This is a genomic window from Paenibacillus cucumis (ex Kampfer et al. 2016), from assembly GCF_019748695.1.
Lineage (GTDB): Bacteria > Bacillota > Bacilli > Paenibacillales > Paenibacillaceae > Paenibacillus > Paenibacillus polysaccharolyticus.
The window spans coordinates 83,364-103,961 of record NZ_JACLIC010000002.1 but is presented as its reverse complement, the minus strand read 5'-3'; the positions used below and the strand labels follow the sequence as shown (position 1 = coordinate 103,961).

General features: G+C 45.5%; 23 protein-coding genes. 7 read left to right on the top strand and 16 right to left on the bottom strand.

Features of this window, described 5'->3' with window-relative positions:
- Positions 1 to 91 precede the first annotated feature (91 nt).
- Both H7T88_RS00475 and H7T88_RS00470 read right to left on the bottom strand, forming a co-directional pair.
- A complete protein-coding gene (locus H7T88_RS00475; RefSeq protein WP_154958199.1) occupies positions 92 to 1,213 on the bottom strand; it encodes an HD-GYP domain-containing protein in 1,122 nt (373 codons plus the stop codon).
- A 90-nt stretch (positions 1,214 to 1,303) separates the two neighbouring features.
- The gene (locus tag H7T88_RS00470) at positions 1,304 to 2,734 is read right to left on the bottom strand and encodes a bifunctional metallophosphatase/5'-nucleotidase (protein WP_221786443.1); all 1,431 of its coding nucleotides are present in this window, start codon (positions 2,732 to 2,734) and stop codon (positions 1,304 to 1,306) included.
- 119 nt (positions 2,735 to 2,853) lie between these two features.
- On the opposite strand from H7T88_RS00470, the gene H7T88_RS00465 reads away from it, so the two are divergent.
- Complete coding sequence (locus H7T88_RS00465) at positions 2,854 to 3,603, top strand: molybdenum cofactor biosynthesis protein (RefSeq protein ID WP_090920123.1); 750 nt, start codon at positions 2,854 to 2,856, stop codon at positions 3,601 to 3,603.
- Positions 3,604 to 3,719: 116 nt separating this feature from the next.
- Positions 3,720 to 4,766, top strand: a complete 1,047-nt coding sequence (locus H7T88_RS00460) for an HD-GYP domain-containing protein (protein ID WP_090920120.1) — start codon at positions 3,720 to 3,722, stop codon at positions 4,764 to 4,766.
- Positions 4,767 to 4,849: 83 nt separating this feature from the next.
- On the opposite strand, the gene H7T88_RS00455 is transcribed toward H7T88_RS00460, so the two are convergent.
- From H7T88_RS00455 to H7T88_RS00415, 9 genes are all read right to left on the bottom strand, one after another.
- Complete coding sequence (locus H7T88_RS00455; RefSeq protein ID WP_167375722.1) at positions 4,850 to 4,990, bottom strand: hypothetical protein; 141 nt, start codon at positions 4,988 to 4,990, stop codon at positions 4,850 to 4,852.
- 164 nt (positions 4,991 to 5,154) lie between these two features.
- The gene (locus tag H7T88_RS00450; RefSeq protein ID WP_221786442.1) at positions 5,155 to 5,865 is read right to left on the bottom strand and encodes a M23 family metallopeptidase; all 711 of its coding nucleotides are present in this window, start codon (positions 5,863 to 5,865) and stop codon (positions 5,155 to 5,157) included.
- 155 nt (positions 5,866 to 6,020) lie between these two features.
- On the bottom strand, positions 6,021 to 7,418 hold the full coding sequence (sufB, locus tag H7T88_RS00445; RefSeq protein ID WP_090920114.1) for a Fe-S cluster assembly protein SufB: 1,398 nt from the start codon (positions 7,416 to 7,418) through the stop codon (positions 6,021 to 6,023).
- Between the two features lie 20 nt (positions 7,419 to 7,438).
- Positions 7,439 to 7,870: a Fe-S cluster assembly sulfur transfer protein SufU gene (sufU, locus tag H7T88_RS00440; protein ID WP_090920111.1), complete on the bottom strand. Its 432-nt coding sequence runs from the start codon at positions 7,868 to 7,870 to the stop codon at positions 7,439 to 7,441.
- Positions 7,860 to 9,080: a cysteine desulfurase gene (locus tag H7T88_RS00435; protein ID WP_090920108.1), complete on the bottom strand. Its 1,221-nt coding sequence runs from the start codon at positions 9,078 to 9,080 to the stop codon at positions 7,860 to 7,862. Before H7T88_RS00435 ends, sufU begins: the two co-directional genes overlap by 11 nt.
- Positions 9,077 to 10,381, bottom strand: a complete 1,305-nt coding sequence (gene sufD / locus H7T88_RS00430) for a Fe-S cluster assembly protein SufD (protein ID WP_090920106.1) — start codon at positions 10,379 to 10,381, stop codon at positions 9,077 to 9,079. The genes H7T88_RS00435 and sufD overlap by 4 nt, the downstream gene beginning before the upstream one ends.
- A 24-nt stretch (positions 10,382 to 10,405) precedes the next feature.
- Positions 10,406 to 11,188, bottom strand: coding sequence for a Fe-S cluster assembly ATPase SufC (gene sufC, locus H7T88_RS00425; protein WP_090920103.1), 783 nt, complete (start codon positions 11,186 to 11,188; stop codon positions 10,406 to 10,408).
- A 443-nt stretch (positions 11,189 to 11,631) separates the two neighbouring features.
- Positions 11,632 to 12,210: a DUF1802 family protein gene (locus tag H7T88_RS00420; protein ID WP_090920101.1), complete on the bottom strand. Its 579-nt coding sequence runs from the start codon at positions 12,208 to 12,210 to the stop codon at positions 11,632 to 11,634.
- Positions 12,211 to 12,363: 153 nt separating this feature from the next.
- A complete protein-coding gene (locus H7T88_RS00415) occupies positions 12,364 to 12,825 on the bottom strand; it encodes a Dps family protein (RefSeq protein ID WP_090920097.1) in 462 nt (153 codons plus the stop codon).
- Positions 12,826 to 13,122: 297 nt separating this feature from the next.
- Between H7T88_RS00415 and mtnK the strand changes: the two genes are divergently transcribed.
- A complete protein-coding gene (mtnK, locus tag H7T88_RS00410) occupies positions 13,123 to 14,340 on the top strand; it encodes an S-methyl-5-thioribose kinase (RefSeq protein ID WP_221786441.1) in 1,218 nt (405 codons plus the stop codon).
- Positions 14,341 to 14,363: 23 nt separating this feature from the next.
- Positions 14,364 to 15,428, top strand: coding sequence for an S-methyl-5-thioribose-1-phosphate isomerase (gene mtnA / locus H7T88_RS00405; RefSeq protein WP_123064994.1), 1,065 nt, complete (start codon positions 14,364 to 14,366; stop codon positions 15,426 to 15,428).
- A gap of 133 nt (positions 15,429 to 15,561) precedes the next feature.
- On the opposite strand, the gene H7T88_RS00400 is transcribed toward mtnA, so the two are convergent.
- Both H7T88_RS00400 and H7T88_RS00395 read right to left on the bottom strand, forming a co-directional pair.
- Complete coding sequence (locus H7T88_RS00400; protein WP_154887430.1) at positions 15,562 to 15,864, bottom strand: YunC family protein; 303 nt, start codon at positions 15,862 to 15,864, stop codon at positions 15,562 to 15,564.
- Positions 15,858 to 16,211, bottom strand: a complete 354-nt coding sequence (locus H7T88_RS00395) for a hypothetical protein (protein ID WP_154886788.1) — start codon at positions 16,209 to 16,211, stop codon at positions 15,858 to 15,860. Before H7T88_RS00395 ends, H7T88_RS00400 begins: the two co-directional genes overlap by 7 nt.
- A 246-nt stretch (positions 16,212 to 16,457) precedes the next feature.
- Here H7T88_RS00395 and H7T88_RS00390 point away from each other — a divergent pair, with 246 nt between their 5' ends.
- Positions 16,458 to 17,057 (top strand): hypothetical protein, encoded by a 600-nt coding sequence (locus H7T88_RS00390; protein WP_221786440.1) that lies wholly within the window; start codon positions 16,458 to 16,460, stop codon positions 17,055 to 17,057.
- 99 nt (positions 17,058 to 17,156) lie between these two features.
- Here the strand turns inward: H7T88_RS00390 and H7T88_RS00385 are convergent, their stop codons facing one another.
- Complete coding sequence (locus H7T88_RS00385) at positions 17,157 to 17,543, bottom strand: DUF423 domain-containing protein (RefSeq protein WP_154886792.1); 387 nt, start codon at positions 17,541 to 17,543, stop codon at positions 17,157 to 17,159.
- A gap of 184 nt (positions 17,544 to 17,727) precedes the next feature.
- Here H7T88_RS00385 and H7T88_RS00380 point away from each other — a divergent pair, with 184 nt between their 5' ends.
- Both H7T88_RS00380 and H7T88_RS00375 read left to right on the top strand, forming a co-directional pair.
- Complete coding sequence (locus H7T88_RS00380) at positions 17,728 to 18,147, top strand: hypothetical protein (protein WP_154886794.1); 420 nt, start codon at positions 17,728 to 17,730, stop codon at positions 18,145 to 18,147.
- Between the two features lie 111 nt (positions 18,148 to 18,258).
- Positions 18,259 to 19,107 carry a DegV family protein gene (locus tag H7T88_RS00375; protein ID WP_221786439.1) on the top strand — a complete coding sequence of 283 codons (849 nt, stop codon included), beginning with the start codon at positions 18,259 to 18,261 and terminating at the stop codon, positions 19,105 to 19,107.
- Positions 19,108 to 19,267: 160 nt separating this feature from the next.
- Here H7T88_RS00375 and pdaA read toward each other — a convergent pair whose 3' ends face one another.
- Positions 19,268 to 20,047 carry a delta-lactam-biosynthetic de-N-acetylase gene (gene pdaA, locus H7T88_RS00370; protein ID WP_090920015.1) on the bottom strand — a complete coding sequence of 260 codons (780 nt, stop codon included), beginning with the start codon at positions 20,045 to 20,047 and terminating at the stop codon, positions 19,268 to 19,270.
- Positions 20,048 to 20,146: 99 nt separating this feature from the next.
- Entirely contained in the window at positions 20,147 to 20,554 is a 408-nt protein-coding gene (locus H7T88_RS00365) for a hypothetical protein (RefSeq protein ID WP_090920012.1), read from the bottom strand.
- Positions 20,555 to 20,598 lie beyond the last annotated feature (44 nt).

Below are 20,598 nucleotides of genomic sequence, written 5' to 3'. Positions count from 1 at the left end.
TGACAAAAAACGCTCATGAATCATCGGAAATTCAGCCTAGCTTCACGTTCCCGATATGACCACCTGAGCGCCTGCTCTATACTTCGTTAGCTTAACTATTCAGCTGTTCATGCTTCATAAGTGTAGCAGAATCTTCCGCACCCTCCACCCCTGTAATCATGACTGATAACTTCGTAGCAAGATTTATTTCGTAGGGGGCTGCAAGAACCTGTCCTTCTGCATCCTTGATTACACGAATCAATGGCCGTTGTGGCACGCGGGGTTGAATTGCAGCGACAACGCCAACTTCTCCAGTGCTCAGTTTTACGGATATACCTACGGGATAGATCGCTACACAATCCCTAAACTTTTCAAGCATCCACTGTTCATAAAGCGTTCCAGAACCTGTATACAGTACCTCTACGGCTTGATGCGGCAATAAAGCTTGACGGTAGACCCGATTGGTCGTCATGGCATCATACGAATCGGCAAGAGCAATCCACTTCGCATATTCATGGATTTCATTGCCTTTCAAACCAAAAGGGTAGCCACTGCCATCAATTCGCTCATGATGCTGCAGTGCACAGTGTGCTGCGAGCAGAGGGATGCCGGGTTCATCCTTGAGAATGCGGTGTCCATACGTGGTATGCTGTTGAATAATCTTGTATTCCTCATCACTCAGACGTGAAGGTTTATGTAAAATATCGGAGGGAATCTGCGTTTTCCCAATATCATGGAGCAGAGCGCCTAGACCAATCTCCATAAGTTGCTGACGTGTATAACCTGATGCCACACCGAGAACAAGAGTATACACACAAACATTCAGTGAGTGAGTATACAGGTCAAAATCGCTGGAGTTCATGTCCATTAACATGATCATCGCTTCCTTTTGACCACCAATGTCCTCAAGAATGCTGTTCATTACACCACTAAGCGCTTTACCAAAATGTGTGATCTGGTTTTTACTTTTGAAGCCGGACATATGTTGAAATTGCTGTTTGATCTCCACAAGTGCTCTTCGCTTGGTCTCTTCCTGTAACATATCGGGCACGATAATGTCTTCTGTCGCAGCATCCTGAATATATACATATCCAATCCCAAGATCTTTCAACCGTCCGATTAAACGACTCGTCAGTTCTACATCCTCACTGAGTAAAACCAGACCTTCCTCACTAAAAATTCGTTTCCCCAGCTTCATGCCAGGCTGCAATAAGTTTATATGTACTAAACGCACAGCCTATCCTCTCCCGCTCCATAGATGTAATGAACACTAGCCGCCGCATCAGCAGAAGGCAGTCTCGTTCTAGCTTCTAGCTTCTGGCTTTTAGCTTGATAACCAGCGGTTACGCAGGCTCTCCTCCAGCGCCCCTGGTCGTTTTAATTCTTCTTCCAGCAAATCCCGTATAAATTCCGGAAGGTGATATTGTATATTGCTTCCTTGAGCCAAAGAAGGATATCCCACATTAAACGTAAACATATCAAGCGTTCCAACCACATATTCACGCTTCCCATCCATAGGTATACCGTTCACATAAATGGATTGGATCTTATCATACGCTGGCGCACTAGGGTCGTAAAGAACCTCTATTCCATCTACACATAACGTCCCGAGAATACGTCCCCGAAAGCCAAATCCCACGATGGGTTTAGAGAAGAATTCCTCCAACAGTGACTGTTCAAGTGCTTCACGAATCTGATCACCATTCAAACATATTGTACAAGCATTTATTGGAGATGGACATAGGGAATGTAACATTCCTTTCGTAATGTCGCCTTGTGGCAGGTTTCCGAGTAACTGGCCCGCATTCACAAGCGATATTTCCGCTTTTGTAAAGTGCCTTACAGCTTGTGCAAGCAAGATAGCAAAAGGAGATTCCCGCTCGTAATAAACGGGCAAGGTTCGATCCGTGATCACGGCCGTCTGATCCAGCAATCGTTCAGCTTCCTTACGGTTCGTAGCAATTGCCAGAGACACCTGCTCTTCCAGCATGTTACTGTGTACTGGCACACAACCGCTGCTCACCAGTTGCACAGGCTCTGCTTGGCCTGCTCTTTCCAGCACAACTCTACCGAGCCATTGTCCGAATTTACCTGCCGCTCCCAGCACGGTATTGGTAATCAGCAAGGGTTCCTCCAGCACATGATGGGTGTGTCCGCCCAGGACAACATCAATGCCCTCAACCTGTTCCGCCAGTCTTTTGTCCGTTGAAAGACCCAGATGTGATAAAACAACGATCACGTCCACTTGCTCACGCAGTACCTCAACCTGATCTCTTAAAGTTTCTACAGGGTCCGTCACTTGCCAGCCTAACAGTTCATAGAAGGTGTTAAACGGGGCTGTTGCTCCTAGCAGACCAATGCGAAATGGTCCTTTTTCGACAATAATCCAAGGTTTCATCCAGGCTGGAGGACGCCCTGTATCCTGTTCTACCACATTGCCGCACACAATCGGACATAGGAGTCCCGTATAGGACTGAGCGAGTTGGTCTGGCGTAAAGGTTAGTCCCTCATTATTTCCAATCGTAATGGCATCATAACCTGTCAGATTGAGCACATCTACGTTGGCCATTCCGAGTGTGCCTTCCGTTTCAACAGCCATTCGATCCATATGGTCTCCAATATCGAGGACAAGCAGATGTCCACCTTGGGCACGTTCTTCATTGATCATAGCAGCGATCGCGCTCATAGAGCCGAAATGACTGTGTATATCATTGGTGTGCAGAATGGTTAATGTTTGCTTCTCGCTGCTGCGCATTACACTGCCTCCCCTGCCGTTCATTAAACGTACATTCTTCTAATGGATAAGCATAACATTTTCTACGTCGTTATGATATATTTATAGGGTTTAGAGATCAAAAAGGAGAGATTCATTCCATGAAATTGACAATTCAACTATTTGCAGGTATTGCAGAACGTTTAAATACATCCCAACTTGAATTTGAGTATGATGGTGATACGCTTACAGCTGCTATGCTTAAAGAACAATTGAGCCAGGCTTATCCTGAGGCTGCCACACAGATTCGTTCATCATTTTTAGCAGTTAACCAGAGATACGCTCCTGCCGATACATTACTTAAGACGGATGATGAATTGGCTTTGATCCCTCCTGTATCTGGAGGTGACGGTTCGACGAACCAAGACGAGGATCACCCTTATACACAAGAGCATCGCACTGAAGACGGCCTGTTTCTGATTACCAATGCGCCCTTGTCCGTGGAGGCAACGACCGACATGGTCATTACGGCTAATCATGGCGCTGCGTTAACTTTTGTAGGCACGACACGGGAAATGACTGGTGAACAGCGCACGGTTCATCTGGAATACGAGGCATACGTCCCCATGGCGCTGTCCCATATGGCTGCGATCGGCAAGGAGATAGCAGAACGCTGGCCAGGTGTACTTTGTGCGATAAGTCATCGAATCGGCAAAGTTGACGTTGCCGAAATCAGTGTCGTTATCGCGGTATCCTCGCCTCATCGCAGCGATTGTTATGATGCAAGCCGTTACGCTATTGAAAGACTGAAGCAAACCGTACCAATCTGGAAAAAAGAAATTTGGGAAGACGGATCAGAATGGAAAGGCCATCAACTAGGACCCTGGAACCCCATGGACGAGAAAAAATGAGTCTATTCGCTGTTTACAGAGGCGCATAAACAGTAAATAAGTCGTTGTCAACCCATTTTTTTCTTGTTATTATAATGATATGTGTCGATATTAGTCGAGGAAAAGGTGGTTTATACGTGAGAGTGCATGTTACAGATCTTAAACCCGGCGACCTGCTAAAAAATGATATCTACAATACTTCAGGTCTCCACATGCTAATGAAAGGTTCCGTTCTCAGCGAAGATGATATATCTAAGCTGCTGCAGCATGGAATTGATTTCGCAGATGTAGAACAATCATCCGACCTTCACTCTAATGAACAAAACTTGCCTTCCGATCAGACCCGTCTGTTAACCAATCTGTTTAACGACACGATCAAAGGCACAGAATCTCTGTTCGAACAAGCCATAGAAAAAGGCTTTATTGATGAATCACAGGTTGACGAAATATTAGGCACCTTAACGGGACAGCTTGAAAAACAAAAGGATGTTGTCTCCCTGTTACTTATGCTGGATGGAGACATTGACTACACCTACAATCATTCCTTACAGGTTGGCATGCTCGCTTTTTATATTGCTGGGTGGATGGGTTATAGCCCGGATGAATGTATTACGGTAGCCAAGGCAGGATATCTTCATGATATTGGCAAGTCCAAGATTCCTTCTGAAATCTTACATAAACCAGGCAAACTAACGACAGAAGAATTCGCAGAAATGAAAAAACATACCTTTTATGGTTACGATATTATCAAAGCTTCAACAGAGGACGAAATCATCGCCATGGTTGCTCTTCAACATCATGAGCGTGAGGATGGCAGTGGTTATCCGCATGGTTTGCGAGGAGATGAGATTCATCCTTATGCTCGTATAACTGCTGTAGCCGACGTTTACAGCGCTATGACAACAAATCGGGTGTATCAGACCAAACAGGAGCTAATTTCTGTTCTATGCGAGCTATACAGCCTCAGTTTTGGTCAGTTAAATGGTGAAGCCACCCAAGAGCTGATCAAACATATGCTTCCGAATTTTATTGGTAAAAAAGTACTGCTCACAACAGGACAAACTGGTGTCATTGTAATGAACAATCCAGCTGACTACTTCCGCCCACTCGTTCAGACCTCTACGGCCTTTATCGATTTAGCGAAAGAAAGAGATATTGCCATTGTTGAGATTTACGTTCAATAAATACGCGTGAAGAGAAAAGAGGGATCAAAGGAAGCTCGAATGAGCTTCCTTTGATCCCTCTTGCTTATATTCGGTCGTTGGAGTTACACACAGAATGCTTTTGTGATGATAACCAACAGGATGAACAGTACCAAGATCGCGCCAACCGAAGTACATGGATTGTATCCACCTACACCGCCTACACCACCAACGTTGCCTTTACAGCCGTAACCTACTTCGCTCATGTGATTGCCTCCTCTTTATCAGGTATACCCTAACATATGACGCTCCCCTGCCGGAGGAACTGGGCGAAACGGCATTCTTCGCAATTTGGTTCATAGCCCATAAGATATGAGTGGTATGCACTTATACTGGCCTTCGCTCTTACACTGACCTTGCCCTTCAAGTTTCAATCCTCTTTTGGCACCAGTGTTCCCGTTTCCTTCCGATACATGATCACAAGTATTCTCCAAAAGTCATAACTTCCTGTGTCATCCTGAATATAGGGACGATAATAAGCCAGTGCCTCCTGCGCCCAGTCAGGGCAACTCATGTTGGATAATCGCTTTTGTTCTTGAATCCAGCTTCCTTGAAGCTCTAATTGCTTCTGCATAAGCGTGAACAACTGCTTTTCCTGACTTGTCATTGGCGGACCCTCCTCCTGAGAGATCGTTCCGTATTCGTTTAACAAATACGCCGTTGGTTCCACAACACCATCTTCACTTGCAGTATACCCGTACGAAGGCGAGCTTGTTTTACGAATCTCATAATGCACATGAGGTCCTGTGCTTTGTCCTGTACTGCCTTGATAACCGATTAGCTGCCCTCTCCTCACTCTTTGACCAACATTAACGGCAATTCGAGAAAGATGGCCATAACAATGCAAGTATCCACGATGATCCTCCAGCGCCACAGTAAGCCCGTAACCGCCAAAACCGGAGCCTGTGCGTCCTTCGGTTGCAAAACGTACCGTCCCTTCAAGAAAAGCAGATACAGGCCCATTCCAAGGCTCGGTGACCAGGTCTACCCCTCGATGAAACGTCTGGCCTCCATGTATAGGATGAATTCGATAACCGAATGAACTAGTAACCCGATACCCTTCGAAAGGGTTTGCATTCATAGACTCACATCCTTTTTCTATCATTAAATGCTTAACTCTATGAATTGGCCTGTGCTATTAGTCTTATTTTTACATGTTCAATCAAAGATTACTCTCTTTATGGCATAAGAAAAAAGACGAACCATGACGGTTCGTCTTTTTTCAGTACATATGTCTTAACCGATGGAACCTTCCATCTCGAATTTGATGAGACGATTCATCTCAACTGCGTACTCCATTGGCAATTCTTTCGTGAACGGCTCAATGAAGCCCATGATGATCATCTGTGTAGCTTCAGCTTCAGTCAGACCACGGCTCATCAGGTAGAAGAGTTGATCTTCGGACACTTTGGAAACCGTTGCTTCATGCTCCAGCATGATGTTATCATTCATGATTTCGTTGTAAGGAATCGTATCCGATGTGGACTCATTATCGAGAATGAGGGTATCACATTTGATGTTGGATTTCGCGCCCTCAGCTTGGCGTCCAAAGGAAGCCAGACCACGGTACGTTACTTTACCACCATGTTTACTAATCGATTTGGATACAATCGTTGAAGTTGTATCCGGAGCCAAGTGAATCATTTTCGCGCCTGCATCCTGGTGCTGGTTTTTGCCTGCAACAGCGATGGACAGAACGGAACCTTTAGCTCCACGGCCTTTCAGTACAACTGCAGGATATTTCATCGTCAGTTTGGAACCGATGTTACCATCGACCCATTCCATCGTTGCGTTCTCTTCGGCAACCGCACGTTTGGTAACGAGGTTGTAGATGTTTGGTGCCCAGTTTTGGATCGTTGTGTAACGAACGCGGGCATTTTTCTTACAGATGATCTCAACTACCGCACTGTGCAGGGAATTTGTGCTGTAAATTGGAGCAGTACAACCCTCTACGTAGTGAACGAAGCTGTCTTCGTCTGCAATGATCAATGTACGCTCGAATTGGCCCATATTTTCGGAGTTAATCCGGAAATATGCTTGCAGAGGCACTTCACATTTTACGCCTTTTGGTACGTAGATGAAGCTTCCTCCGGACCATACCGCACTGTTCAGCGCAGCAAATTTGTTATCTGCTGGCGGAATAACAGTAGCAAAATATTCACGCAGAATTTCCGGGTGCTCTCTCAGAGCCGTATCCGTATCCATGAAGATTACGCCTTGGTCTTCCAGTTCCTTCTGCATATTGTGGTATACAACCTCGGACTCATACTGAGCCGATACCCCAGCAAGGAACTTTTGCTCCGCTTCTGGAATACCCAGTTTATCAAATGTTTCTTTGATTTCGGAAGGAACTTCTTCCCATGTTTTTCCTTGCTTTTCCGAAGGACGAACATAGTATTGAATATCATTGAAATCCAGTCCATCCAGATCGCCGCCCCATTTAGGCATAGCCATCTTCTCGAACTGTTTCAAGGATTTCAAACGGAATTCCAGCATCCACTCCGGTTCGTTTTTGATTTTAGAAATTTCCGTTACAACTTCCGCTGTCAGACCTTTGCCGGTTTGAAAGATGGATTTATGCTCATCGCGAAAACCATATTTATACTCTTCCATTTCTGGTGCTTTTTTAGCCATCTTGCTCGACCTCCCTATCGTTATTGTACATTGTCCTCTTCGTCAATTCCTTTGCGTAATGCATTCCAGGCCAGAGTGGCACATTTGATGCGTGCAGGGAACTTGTTCACACCGGATAGGGCTTCGAGATCTTCATAATCATCGAAATCGACTTCTTCCCCTTGCATCAATGAGGAGAAACGGTTAGCCAGATCGAGCGCCTGTTCAATCGTCTTGCCTTTGACAGCCTCGGTCATCATCGATGCCGAAGACATGCTGATTGAACAGCCTTCTCCCGTATACTTGGCTTCCTGAACGATTCCGTCATTCAGCATCAGCTGCAGTGAAATCCGGTCGCCGCACGTTGGATTGTTCAAATTCACCGTGACGACGTCATTGTCAAACGTTCCGCGGTTACGCGGGTTTTTGTAATGGTCCATTATAACACGTCGGTACAGATCATCAAGTTGCATCGCCAAAATACTCCTTTGTCTGGATTAAGGCGCTGACAAGCCGATCTACATCTTGTTCGTTATTGTATAGATAAAAGCTCGCACGAGCCGTTGAGCTTACTTCAAGCCAGCGCATCAACGGTTGGCAGCAGTGGTGTCCTGCACGAATCGCTATACCGCTCGCATCCAGCACGGTAGCGACATCATGTGGATGTACATCTCCCAGATTAAAGGTTACTACACCAACATGACGTTTAGCTGGTCCATAGATGCTGAGTCCATCAATCTCTGACAGGCGTTCCGTTGCGTAAGCGGCCAGTACACCTTCATGATGAGCAATTTCATCCATGCCGATCTGCTCAAGGAAATCAATGGCAGCGCCCAATCCTACTGCTCCCGCAATAATCGGGGTTCCGCCTTCAAATTTCCACGGCAGTTCTTTCCAATTGGAATCGTACAATCCCACATCATTAATCATCTCACCGCCGAACTCAATTGGTTCCATGGACTCCAGCAGCGCCTTTTTGCCGTAGAGTGCACCGATACCGGTTGGTCCGCACATTTTGTGACCAGACAGCGCATAGAAATCACAGTCCAGATCTTGCACATCCACCTTCATATGCGGTGTGCTTTGTGCGCCATCCACAACAATAACTGCACCATTGCGATGGGCGATTTCAGCGATCTGTTTAACGGGATGCACGAGTCCCATCACATTAGATACATAGGCAATCGCGACAACTTTAGTTTTGTTCGTGATTGTTTGCTCCACATCAGACAACTCAATATGGCCGTCTGGCTGTAGCGGAATGTATTTCAATGTGGCCCCTGTCTCCTTGGCGACTTGTTGCCAAGGGATCAGGTTACTATGATGCTCCATCTGTGTAAGAACAATTTCATCGCCTTCTTTACAGTTGGCACGAGCATAAGACGAAGCCACCAAATTCAGGGCTGTCGTTGTGCCGCGTGTAAAGATGATCTCCTGCGTGCGACGAGCATTGATAAACTTGGCAACCTTCTCACGAGCGCCTTCATAAGCGTCCGTTGCCCGGCTTCCGAGTGTATGCACACCGCGATGCACATTGGAGTTTTCATATTCATAATAATGTTTAACCGCGTCAATCACAGCACGAGGCTTTTGCGAAGTCGCAGCACTGTCTAGATATACGAGCGGGTGTCCATTGATTTCCTGGTGGAGGATCGGGAACTGCTCGCGAATGGATGGGTTCATTGTCCCAGCTTCTTCTCAATCAGGGACTGCAATTGGGTACGCAGTGCTTCCAAAGGAATATCCGCCACCACCGGAGCAAGGAAGCCATAAATGATCAGGCGCTCCGCATCCGTACGGTTAATCCCGCGAGACATCAAGTAATGGATTTGCTCCGCATTCACTTGACCTACAGAAGCCGCGTGACCTGCTGTTACATCATCCTCATCAATCAGCAGGATCGGGTTGGCGTCTCCGCGTGCTTTAGGACTCAGCATCAATACTTTCTCGGTTTGCTGTCCGTCGGCTCTTGTAGCGCCTTTCTCGATTTTCGTGATACCGTTGATGATTGCCGAAGCCTCTTCACGCATAACCGCACGTGTGATCATTTGGCTTGGCGTATTTTTACCGAAGTGACGTGCTTCAGTTGTGTAGTTAATCTTCTGTGAACCGGAACCCACAGCAATCACTTTGGAATCCGAAGTGGACCCATTCCCCTTCAAAACACTCATCGTGTTGCTTGCCGTATCACCATTGTTCATTTCACCAACAATCCATTCAATGGAGCTGTCATTTTCCAGAACAGCACGGCGGAAGGATACATCCGTTACGTTAACGTTCAGTTGGTGAACCGTTGCAAAGCGTACTTTTGCACCCGATTTTACGAATACTTCCACAACTCCGTTATGGAATACCGGTGCAGAGAGCTCACCAGACACGTAGTTATCTACGTAAGTAACCGAGCTGTTTGCTTCGGCAACAACGAGTACGTGAGGCGCAAATGTTGCGGAAGCATCGTCTGTAAGCAATACTGCTTGCAGTGGAACTTCAATGTTCACGTTTTTCGGAACGTACAGGAACACCCCGCCATTCCACAACGCTGCATGCAATGCGGCAATGGAATGTTCATCGGCTTTGACCGCTGTGTTCAGATAAGGCTTGACTAGATCAGCATGTTCACGAACAGCAGTAGCCAAATCCGTGAAGATGACACCTTGTGCTGCCAGATCAGCAGACAATTTGGAATATACTGCACCAGAGTTACGTTGGATTACCAGGCTTCCTTCAGCTTGATCCTGAACCAGCTCTTTGATGGATGAAGGTACTTCTTCCAGGGAAGAAATTGCTGCGTCTGCTTTATATGTGCCGTACTCGCTGATACTCCAGCGCTCAATTTTTTGTTTTTCCAGTTTGGGAAGCGCCAGCTCACTCGCAAGCTTCAAAGCTTCGAGCCGCTGCTCAGTCAACCAGCCGGGTTCATTGTTACTTTCCGACAAGGCGCGAAGCGCTTCAGATTCAACCGGAAGAATTGTTTGTGTAGTCATTTATTATCCTCCTCCGTTTTGTCCTTACGCTTCTTGACCTACAGTTTCGTCTGTAATTCCCAGTTCCGCTTTTACCCAATCATAACCTTCAGCCTCGAGACGTTGAGCCAGCTCAGGTCCACCGGATTTCACGATGCGACCTTGCATCATTACGTGTACGTAGTCTGGAGTGATGTAGTTAAGCAGGCGTTGATAGTGCGTGATGATCAAGAAGCCGCGATCTTCGCTCTTCATTGCATTTACACCTTCTGCAACAATCTTCAAAGCATCGATGTCCAGACCGGAGTCGATCTCGTCAAGTACGACGATTTTAGGATCAAGCAGCATCATTTGCAGAATTTCATTCCGTTTTTTCTCACCACCGGAGAAACCTTCATTCAGGTAACGATGTGCAAACTCAGGGTTCATATCGAGTTCTTTCATTTTACCTTCCATTTGACGGATGAACTTGATCAGGGAAATTTCGTTACCTTCACCGCGACGAGCGTTGATTGCACTACGCAAGAAGTCGGAGTTAGTTACACCCGCGATTTCGCTCGGGTATTGCATAGCCAGGAACAGACCAGCACGTGCGCGCTCATCTACAGCCATATCCAGTACATCTTCACCATCGAGAGTGACTGTACCGTCTGTTACTTCATATTTAGGGTGTCCCATCAAGGCAGAAGCCAACGTGGATTTACCTGTTCCGTTCGGTCCCATGATCGCGTGGATTTCTCCACCTTTCATCTCCAAGTTGATGCCTTTCAGGATTTCTTTACCTTCAATGGTCGCTTTCAGACCTTCAATGACGAAATTCGTAGTCATGTGTATTGTTTCCCTCCATTGATTAAATTGATGTTTACTGTCGAAAACGAAAAAGCGCCTATTATATCTGAACAGGGCTTCCCCTGACTTTCTCTGTTTCATCATACATCTGTAAAGCAATTTCTTCTTGCCACTCTCAGGCATACTTTCTTCACATGCTGTAGAGCAACAATCACTTTAGAATAATTCTAAACTGATTCTCAATGATTATCAAGTCATTTCCTATTAATTCTTGTCCTTCTCAGGAAACTTCATTCCTTATGATTCTATAATAAATGACTGTTTGAATCAAATTAGAAAACAACTTTTCATCTGCCGGACAGTGATATAAATCACAAATTTCACAGTTTGTTCAGCTTGCACATCAAAATGAAAAAGGACTTATCCATTTCCGGACAAGTCCTTTACACTTTATTTACACAAGTTTTTGCACATAAAAAAGATTACATTCTGAGTGTCTCGTTAATCTTCTGTACCTGGTCGGCAAAATCCGCAACGTTCAGCACCGGCGTCATTTCGCGCGGCACCAAACCATTCGGAATGGAAATCCATGAACGGCAACCGTTATATTCTGGCAATACGGGAATTTCCATCGGTTCCTGCAAACGGTACACACGTAAAATCAACACGTGGAGCGGATCTTTCTTTTTCCACTTCAAACGGGATTCAGCAAAATCCGCTGTCCACATATGATATTCCAGAAGTCGATCCAGCATCTCCTGATCTCGAATCTCCAAATCCTGCGTTACTTCAGCATACGATGTAATGCGGACGGTTGAAGCTTCAGGCGCCCATTCGGCCAGCGACTCTTCAACATAGGATTGATCCGAGGACTTGATCAGTTCTTTACGCTGATGCTCATAAGTCGGATACAGGTAAAACGCTGGACTTTTCAACTCAAAATGTTTCGTTTCCTCCACAATCCCGCCTTTTCGCATCACCATGATCTGGCGACCGTTTTCCAGAGCTTGAATTGCAGAAGCCCATTCTTTTAATGCCGGTATCGCTCCTGTGTCTAACATTGTGTTCGTCCTCCCCTGTCACTCTTGACAGCAGTATAGACGCTTCACACTTATCTGACAACTTTTAGCAGGCAACACTGAACACTTTACGGATGAACTCATCAACCACGAATGAGTTACAGACAGACGGATCTGAGTCCGTCCTGAAACGGTTTAGCCCAGGTATGCACGAAGCATCCACATATGTTTCTCCAAATCCGCTTTAAAGCCTGTCAGCATATCAGCAGTTGGCTGATCCTCAGCCGCATCGGCCAGATCAATACCTTCTTGATACTCATTGGAAAGTGTAGCGAAGTCTTCAATCAGGTTCTGTACCATAGCGTTCGCATCTTCTTTGCCGGAAGCTTCCTGGATCGAAGCCATCTCGAGATATTCTTTCATCGTTGCTGCAGGGCTGCCTTTCAGTGTAAGCAAACGCTCAGCAATTTCATCCATTTGCACTGTAATTTCGTTATAGAACTCTTCAAATTTCACATGCAGTGTGAAAAAGTTCGGGCCTTTTACATACCAGTGATAGTTATGGATTTTGACATACAGTACGTTCAGGTTAGCCACCTGACGATTAAGTACTTGTTCAACGGATTTTGCTTGATCTGTTTTGTTTTTTGTAGCCATATTCAATCCCATCCTTTAATTTAAAATGTAGTCTGTCCACGTTATCTCAGGTTCCCCTGTACGCAAGACAGAGAGTTCAAGTTCAGAACCCGCTAATTTCGCGGAAGTGTTATGGGGCGCGGTTTTATTCAACCGTCCAGCCTATTCATTTTTACCCGTGAGCCTGATCTTCGAATCACCACAACCCAGACTTGTCTCAAAAAAAAGTTCAAAAAACGTGCTTTATCCGATATACTGTCATAAACCAAGCAAAGAAGTGGGTTTTCTTGTTTCTTCATATATATGGAGGTGGCACCTTTGACTCAATATCATCCTTTAACCCCACAAGAAGCGATCGAATTAGCCAAAACTTTACCGGGTCCATTTACGGCAGATGCGAATCTGGATTGTCGTGAGATCGGTGACGGCAACCTGAATCTCGTTTTCCATATCACGGATCAAAACTCCGATAAAAGTATCATTATCAAACAGGCGCTTCCTTATGCGAAAGTGGTTGGCGAATCATGGCCGCTTTCCCTCGTACGTGCTCGCATTGAACGTGAAATTTTGCAGGAAGAATATCGTCTGTGCCCTGGAATGGTGCCCGAAGTGTATCATTATGACGATGATCTTGCATTAACGGTCATGGAGGACTTAAGTGACCATGTTATTATGCGCAAGGGTCTGATTGACGGAGCTTCCTACCCTCTTTTCGCTCAGCATATCGGAGAGTTTATGGCGAGAACCCTCTTCTTCACTTCAGACCTCGGCATGAACCAACAACAGAAGAAAGAACAGCAGGGACGATTCGTCAACCCTGACCAATGTAAAATAACAGAAGACCTGATCTTTGATGAACCGTATCGGATTGCACAAAATAACAACTATGAAACAGCGATTGAAGATGAAGCGGAAGCTCTTCGTACCGACGAAGCACTGCATTTGGAGATCGCCCTGCTCAGGGAAAAATTCCTGACCCATGGACAAGCCCTTCTTCACGGGGACTTGCATACAGGCAGTATTTTTGTAACTTCCGAGTCGACCAAAGTCATTGATCCGGAGTTTGCTTTCTATGGGCCGATGGGTTTTGACGTAGGCGCCGTGCTGGCGAACCTGCTTCTTCATTATGTTTCGTTGTCTGGCCGTTTTCAGGATCAGTCTACGCGGAATAAACGTGAAACAGAGTTACTGGACATGGTACGTGATGTCTGGACTGAATTCGATACTCGTTTCCGCGCACTGTGGACTACCGCTCTCGTTGACCCAATGGCTAAAACGCCAGGTTATCAAAACCTGTATGTACAGCAGCTTTTTCGAGATACGATCGGTTTTGCCGGGGCTAAAATGGTACGTCGCATCGTAGGACTTGCCCGCGTCGCTGATATCGACACCATTACGGATGCTACTGAACGTGAACATGCACAGCGCAAGGCACTGGCCGTTGGTAAAGCCTTGATTAAGAACAATCGGCACGTAAATACAATCGGTGAGGTTCTAGATCTGGTATCTTCTGCCCTCGCAACGGTTAAAGTCTAACATTATTGAACGGAGGAACATTCATGACAACCCCTGAACATCAGCCTCTGTCTTCGCTCAATTGGAAAAAGGACAAGCTTGAAATGCTCGATCAGCGTCTGTTGCCCGAAACGATTCTGATGCTGAAACTTTACACTCCTGAAGAAGTATGGGAGTCCATCCATTCCATGAAAGTACGCGGCGCACCTGCCATTGGTATTGCTGCGGCCTTCGGCGTAGTGCTCGGAGCCAAAGCCTATGATGGCATCGCTATCCAAGGCTGGCTGGATCATGTCAAATCCGTCTGTGCACATTTGGCAACATCACGTCCAACAGCGGTTAATCTGTTTTGGGCATTAGATCGCATGATGCAAAAGGCTAACCAAGTCGTAGAAGCTGGTCTAAGTCTGGATGAAAGCACAGATGCGCTTGAAGCAGAAGCGTTGTTAATTCAGAAGGAAGACGAAGAAGTATGCCGCATGATCGGTGAACATGCCCTGCCTTTATTTGAGGATGGAATGGGTGTACTTACACACTGTAACGCAGGAGGTCTGGCGACAGCGAAATACGGTACGGCAACCGCTCCGATGTATCTAGCTCAAGAGCGCGGCATTCATCTGAAGGTATTCGCTGACGAGACACGTCCCGTTCTGCAAGGCGCCCGTTTAACTGCATTTGAGCTACAACAGGCCGGAATTGACGTAACGTTACTCTGTGACAACATGGCAGGTATGGTCATGTCCAAAGGCTGGGTACAAGCTGTCATTGTGGGGACGGATCGGGTCGCAGCAAACGGGGATGTTGCCAACAAAATTGGTACATACAGCCTGGCTGTACTGGCCAAAGCGCATAATATTCCTTTTTATGTAGCAAGTCCATTATCAACCATTGACTTGTCCACAACGTCCGGCGATCTGATTCCAATCGAAGAACGTGCAGCTGAGGAAGTGACCGAAGGATTTGGGAAGCGTACTGCACCGCAGGGCGTTAAGGTGTTTAATCCAGCCTTTGACGTTACCCCTAACGAATATGTTACCGCAATTATTACGGAAAAAGGTATTGTGCGTGCGCCTTTCCAGGAGAACCTCGCGGCTTTATTTGCGGAATAAAAAAATATATCAGATAACCCATATAGCAACCATTGTTGTGGGTCTGTAAAGAAAAGGGACAAGACGGATGCCTCCGACTTCGTCCCTTTTTTCTGTTCTATTTCTATGGTGCCGAATGAAACCGGCACGTACTTCAGATCATTTTTAACAATGCTTCTACACCTGTCATCCCTACTGTAATCCCCATAGTCTCTGCCTCAGTCGTCACCGATTCCATTGGTGCATGAAGCAGTTGCTCCAATGTTCGCACACCCACGGCCCGTGCGGCCACAATTTTGCGATCGCCCAGCTTCTCATTCAATAACCCCACATCAAGGGCGCCGCACATGATGTACCCTTTGGATGTATTAATCGTTAACAGTGTCGTTTTGGGAAGTTTCACTTCTACCCCAACGAGTACGTGTTCTCCCACCACAATCGGCTCCATCGTCACCATAATCTCACGATCCACCTCCTCTTCAACAGATCACGATAATTGTATGCCTCTTGGTGAATCGTCGTGTGGACACCTGCCGTGAAAAGAGAAAAGTTATGCTGAACTGTCGTCTTCAAGGCTTTGACGCGTCGGAGTTCATGTTGAATCTCTATCCACTGCTCTTCCATTCTTTTCTGTGAACGCAACTGATCAATGAATCGAAACACCTGATGGTTTCCAATTGCTGCTAGTTCTCCGTTTATCGAGGCGTCATGGTACGTTAAATTCAGATGATAATTCGCTTTGCGGATTCGTGACGAAGTGACCTTATATACGTATCTCAATCGATTCTGATATGAAATGTTCATGCCCTATTCCCCCTGCTTCTTCCTGTCCTGATTACTAAATTATAGTTGTAGGTCAGGTTCATGAAGCCTGCAAAAGGTTTGATCACGGGATGAAAAAAGAAGAATATATGAGGAAAACAAAGGATCATTCTGAGTTCTAAAATTAACCGATTTCTAAGTCTTTGGTACTATGATTTCCATCATATTAGTGCTATAGTATATTAGAGTACATACGTGCTTACACATTATTTAACGGGGCTGGGATGAATGAAACAAACCTTATCCAATCAAGATGACGTCGGCTATTTATTTAATGTCGATATACTTATTAAGAGCCGTTCAAATGCATTGGCACTGCAGTCCCTGATCGAGTTCATAAACAAAGAAGAACAAATTGCGGACTTTCGGATTCACTCCGGAATTGTGCTTGGTCAAATCATTGAAGCTATGACTCAGGCTAAAACAGCTTCTACTGACTCTAATCAGAATTTCCTTGATTCACCACAATTTTCCAACGCACAGTTAAACTCCAACAAGTCAGACCATATCGTTGATTCGGTTTCGTCCAAATCACAACCACAAGAACCAGTTGCCAAGGAATCAAATTCAAAAGTTGACAAGAAAAAGTCTACTGCAGACACTTCCCATGTCGCTGATTCGAATTCGTTCGATGCCTGGATTGAATCCTTAATTAAAGAAAATCGTCTCACCCGAATTGTCGTAAACAACAAACATGGCAAGCATCAGAGCATTCCTTGTCGAATACTTAATTTTGATCGGGATAACAATGTGGTTAGCATTTATCATGTGGATGAAAAACAAGTTTACACATTCAGAACAAACGAAATAGATGAGTTCTTACTGTAGCCTTAAAGATTCAAACAAAAAAAGCAACCTGATCTGGAATGCGGTAAACATTCGGGCACAGGTTGCTTTTGTTATACGATTATTCTTTAACAAAGACTGCTACAGACTGGTCTTGCCCCGTTGCCAGACATCCATTGCAAACAGCAGCCAGCCAGCAATAAAAGCTACGCCACCGATCGGTGTGACCGCTCCTAAAATTTTGATACCCGAGATGCTAAGTACATAGAGGCTTCCTGAAAAAATGATGATACCCGCGAAAAGCAAACGCGCTGCCCATTTCAGCTTCGTTGATGCTCCGAGCTGCCCAGCAGTTAATCCTACAATTAGCAAAGCAAGCGCATGAATCATGTGGTATTGTACCCCTGTTTCGTAGGTAGCAATTGCACTTGCACCAATTTTGTCCTTAAGCATATGTGCACCGAATGCACCAATAGCCACCGACAGCATCGTTAATATGGCTCCAAGCATCATCCATCTCCGTTGCATATCCACTCTCTCCCTTGATTCGTTTCGAACGCCATTACTCCATATATTGTAGCGAATTCAAGCTCTAAAGTAAAAGAAATGCCTTATGCATATCTAATCTAGAATCGCTGGACACTATACAGGGTAATAAACATTCAGTATTCTATACAAATCATGATATCTTTTAAGGAGGTAGCGTGCCCTAATGAATAATTACAATTCACCAAACTCAGATGACTATACAATCCCGCCAGAATCAGCAGAAATCAATGGAATACCTCTCAAACATTCAGGGCCGGGGATCGCAAGTTTTGTTATTGGACTGGTTGGTTTTCTAGGGCATCTCGTAACATTTGTGTTGATGTCTCTTGTACTGAATAACTCCATTGAACTCCTCGGATCGTCAATCAGCCGGGAAGAACTCGCTATTCATCCGGCATTCGTTCTAGGTTCTTTGGCTTTTCTTGTCTGCCTGGTTTTTAATCTCATCGGCCTCATTCTTGGGATTATTGGATTAGCGCTCAAAAATCGCAAGAAAGTCTTTGCCGTTATTGGCACGATTCTGAGTGGACTACTTATTTTGTTTTTCACAGTGCTAGTACTTGGCGGTATATACTTGACGTAATGCTTTCCTTGAGAGCCCCGGTTCTTTATAATTAAGCTAGGTGGCTTAACCTTTGCCCCGTTATACTTAACATATGAATGACCAAATATTTGAATTCAAAAGGAGATTGACATGCCACGAATTAAAATTTTTGCGGACAGCACCAGTGATCTGGCTCCGGAGTGGATCCAGCAGTACGAAATCGGCATCATTCCTTTGTATGTGGTGTTTGGTGAAGAATCCCTGAAGGACGGACAAGAGATCAAACCAGAGCAATTGTACGAACGTGTAAGTCGCCATGGTTCTCTGCCCAAAACAGCAGCACCTTCACCCGCTGATTTCATGACCGCATTTCAACCTTACATAGAACAAGGCGACGATATTTTTTACATCTCCTTATCTTCTGAGCTTTCTTCAACCTATCAGAACGCTCTGCTCGCCAGTTCTGAATTTCCAGAGGGGCGCATCTCTGTAGTGGATTCCAAAAATCTCTCCTCAGGCATTGGCTTGATGGTAATGAAAGCTGTGTATGCAGCAGAACAAGGAAAAACGCTGGCCGAGATTACGCAGCAGATTGAAGCCATGAAACCAACGGTACGTACAGAGTTTGTTATCGATACTCTGGAATACTTGTATAAAGGCGGACGTTGCTCCGGTATGCAAAATCTGATTGGTAGCCTACTTAAAATCCGTCCCGTCATTCGGGTAACCGATGGTAAGATGTCCCCCGCCTACAAAGTACGCGGTAAACGAGAAAAGGCGCTGGAACAGATGCTTCAAAACACACTCAACAATAGAGAACAGATTGATCGGGATTTAGTGATCGTTGTTCATACCATGGCTGAGGAAGATGCGTTAAACCTGAAAAAGACGCTGCAGGAGCAAACCGGAGCGCGCGTAGAATTAACTACGGCAGGTTGCGTCGTTTGCAGTCATTGCGGACCCAAAACGACCGGAATAATCTATAACACGATTCATTAGGACGAATGGTAACAACAAATAAAGGGCATGCTCAGCAGATTGCTAGGCATGTCCTTTATTTGGTTGGGGATGACAACTAAATAAGCTTATTTTCTTTGATACCCAGACCTCAACTAAAACTAACTTAATCCATGCTCGTCTTGCCCGCTTGATTTGATCGTTAATAGGTTCTGGTCTTCAGATCGTCCAGACTTTTGAATGCATAACCTTGCTTGCGTGCCTCATCAATGATTGCTCCAAGTGCCTCCGTATTGTCTTTCGAAACGGAATGTAGCAAGATGACAGCCCCCGGATGAAGCTGTTTCAGCACCTGTTGATGAGCATACTGTGCACCACGCTGTACATTCGTGTCCCAATCCTTATAGGCAACAGACCAAAACACATTGACATATCCCTGAGCATAACTCTCAGCAAGTGTACGATTGTTGAAAATACCGCGAGGTGGCCGCAAAAATGTAGCCTGTTGCCCCGTGAGACGGTGCACTTCAGATTTCACTTTTTCCAGTTCCTCTTTAATTTGTGTATTGGAAATTCGAGTCATGTCCGGATGACTCCAGGAATGGTTCCCGACAATGTGCCCTTCGGCAGCCATACGTTTGACAAGATCCGGCTGATCCTTCAAATAATGTCCTGTAACAAAGAAAGCTGCCGGCACCTTCTTCGCTCGCAACACATCCAGTATTGCAGGTGTGAACCCATTCTCATACCCATTATCGAAAGTCAGATACAGTTCCTTTTGTTTGGTATCCCCCAAGAAAATGGCATGATTATGCTCCAAAATAGACTTGAAACCTTCCTGATCAATGGAAGGCAGTTCGCCATTCTGACTTTTTTTAAAGCCAAAGTGGTATGCTCCATTAATGGGAGATGCTTCTGCCTGCGATGCCAGCATGCTAATGGTAAACAAGCCGAGCAGCAGATATAGCACCGTTCGCTTCATGTTATCCGCTCCTGTCCCTGAAATTTCAGTTTGTTTAATGGTCACAAACACCTTCAGGTAATATGCCGCAAGAGCGTCTATATTATGTAATCATTAGCGTTATATCCGTTTATTCTCGCGTGAGGACTGCGTTGGTTGATGGAAAAGCTCAAGTAAAGTCTGAGGTTTACCGCTGGTAGCCAGCCAATCTTTTACCGTCTGGATTGCACGAGTCTGACCGTCCCCTTGATCCCGCCAGGTTAGAAGCTCTATCACTTTGATGATGAGCGCTGACATGTTATGATTGTCCTTTTCAGAGCGTTCTGCACGTAATTTATGATATAGAGCCTCCTGCTCCCAATCCAGCAAAATTTCATCTCCGATCGTCGGTTTCATGAGTGTATAAGCCCGATTGCAGCCTTCGCAGCGAACTGTGTTCACTTGTTGCTGCACAAAATAGGTGTTCACTTCCTGCCCGCAATCAGGGCATATGAACCCTACCTGAATATTTTGAATGTTGTCACTCATGATCTTGTCCTCCTGCTCTCTGTGTATAACATCTATACCCGATA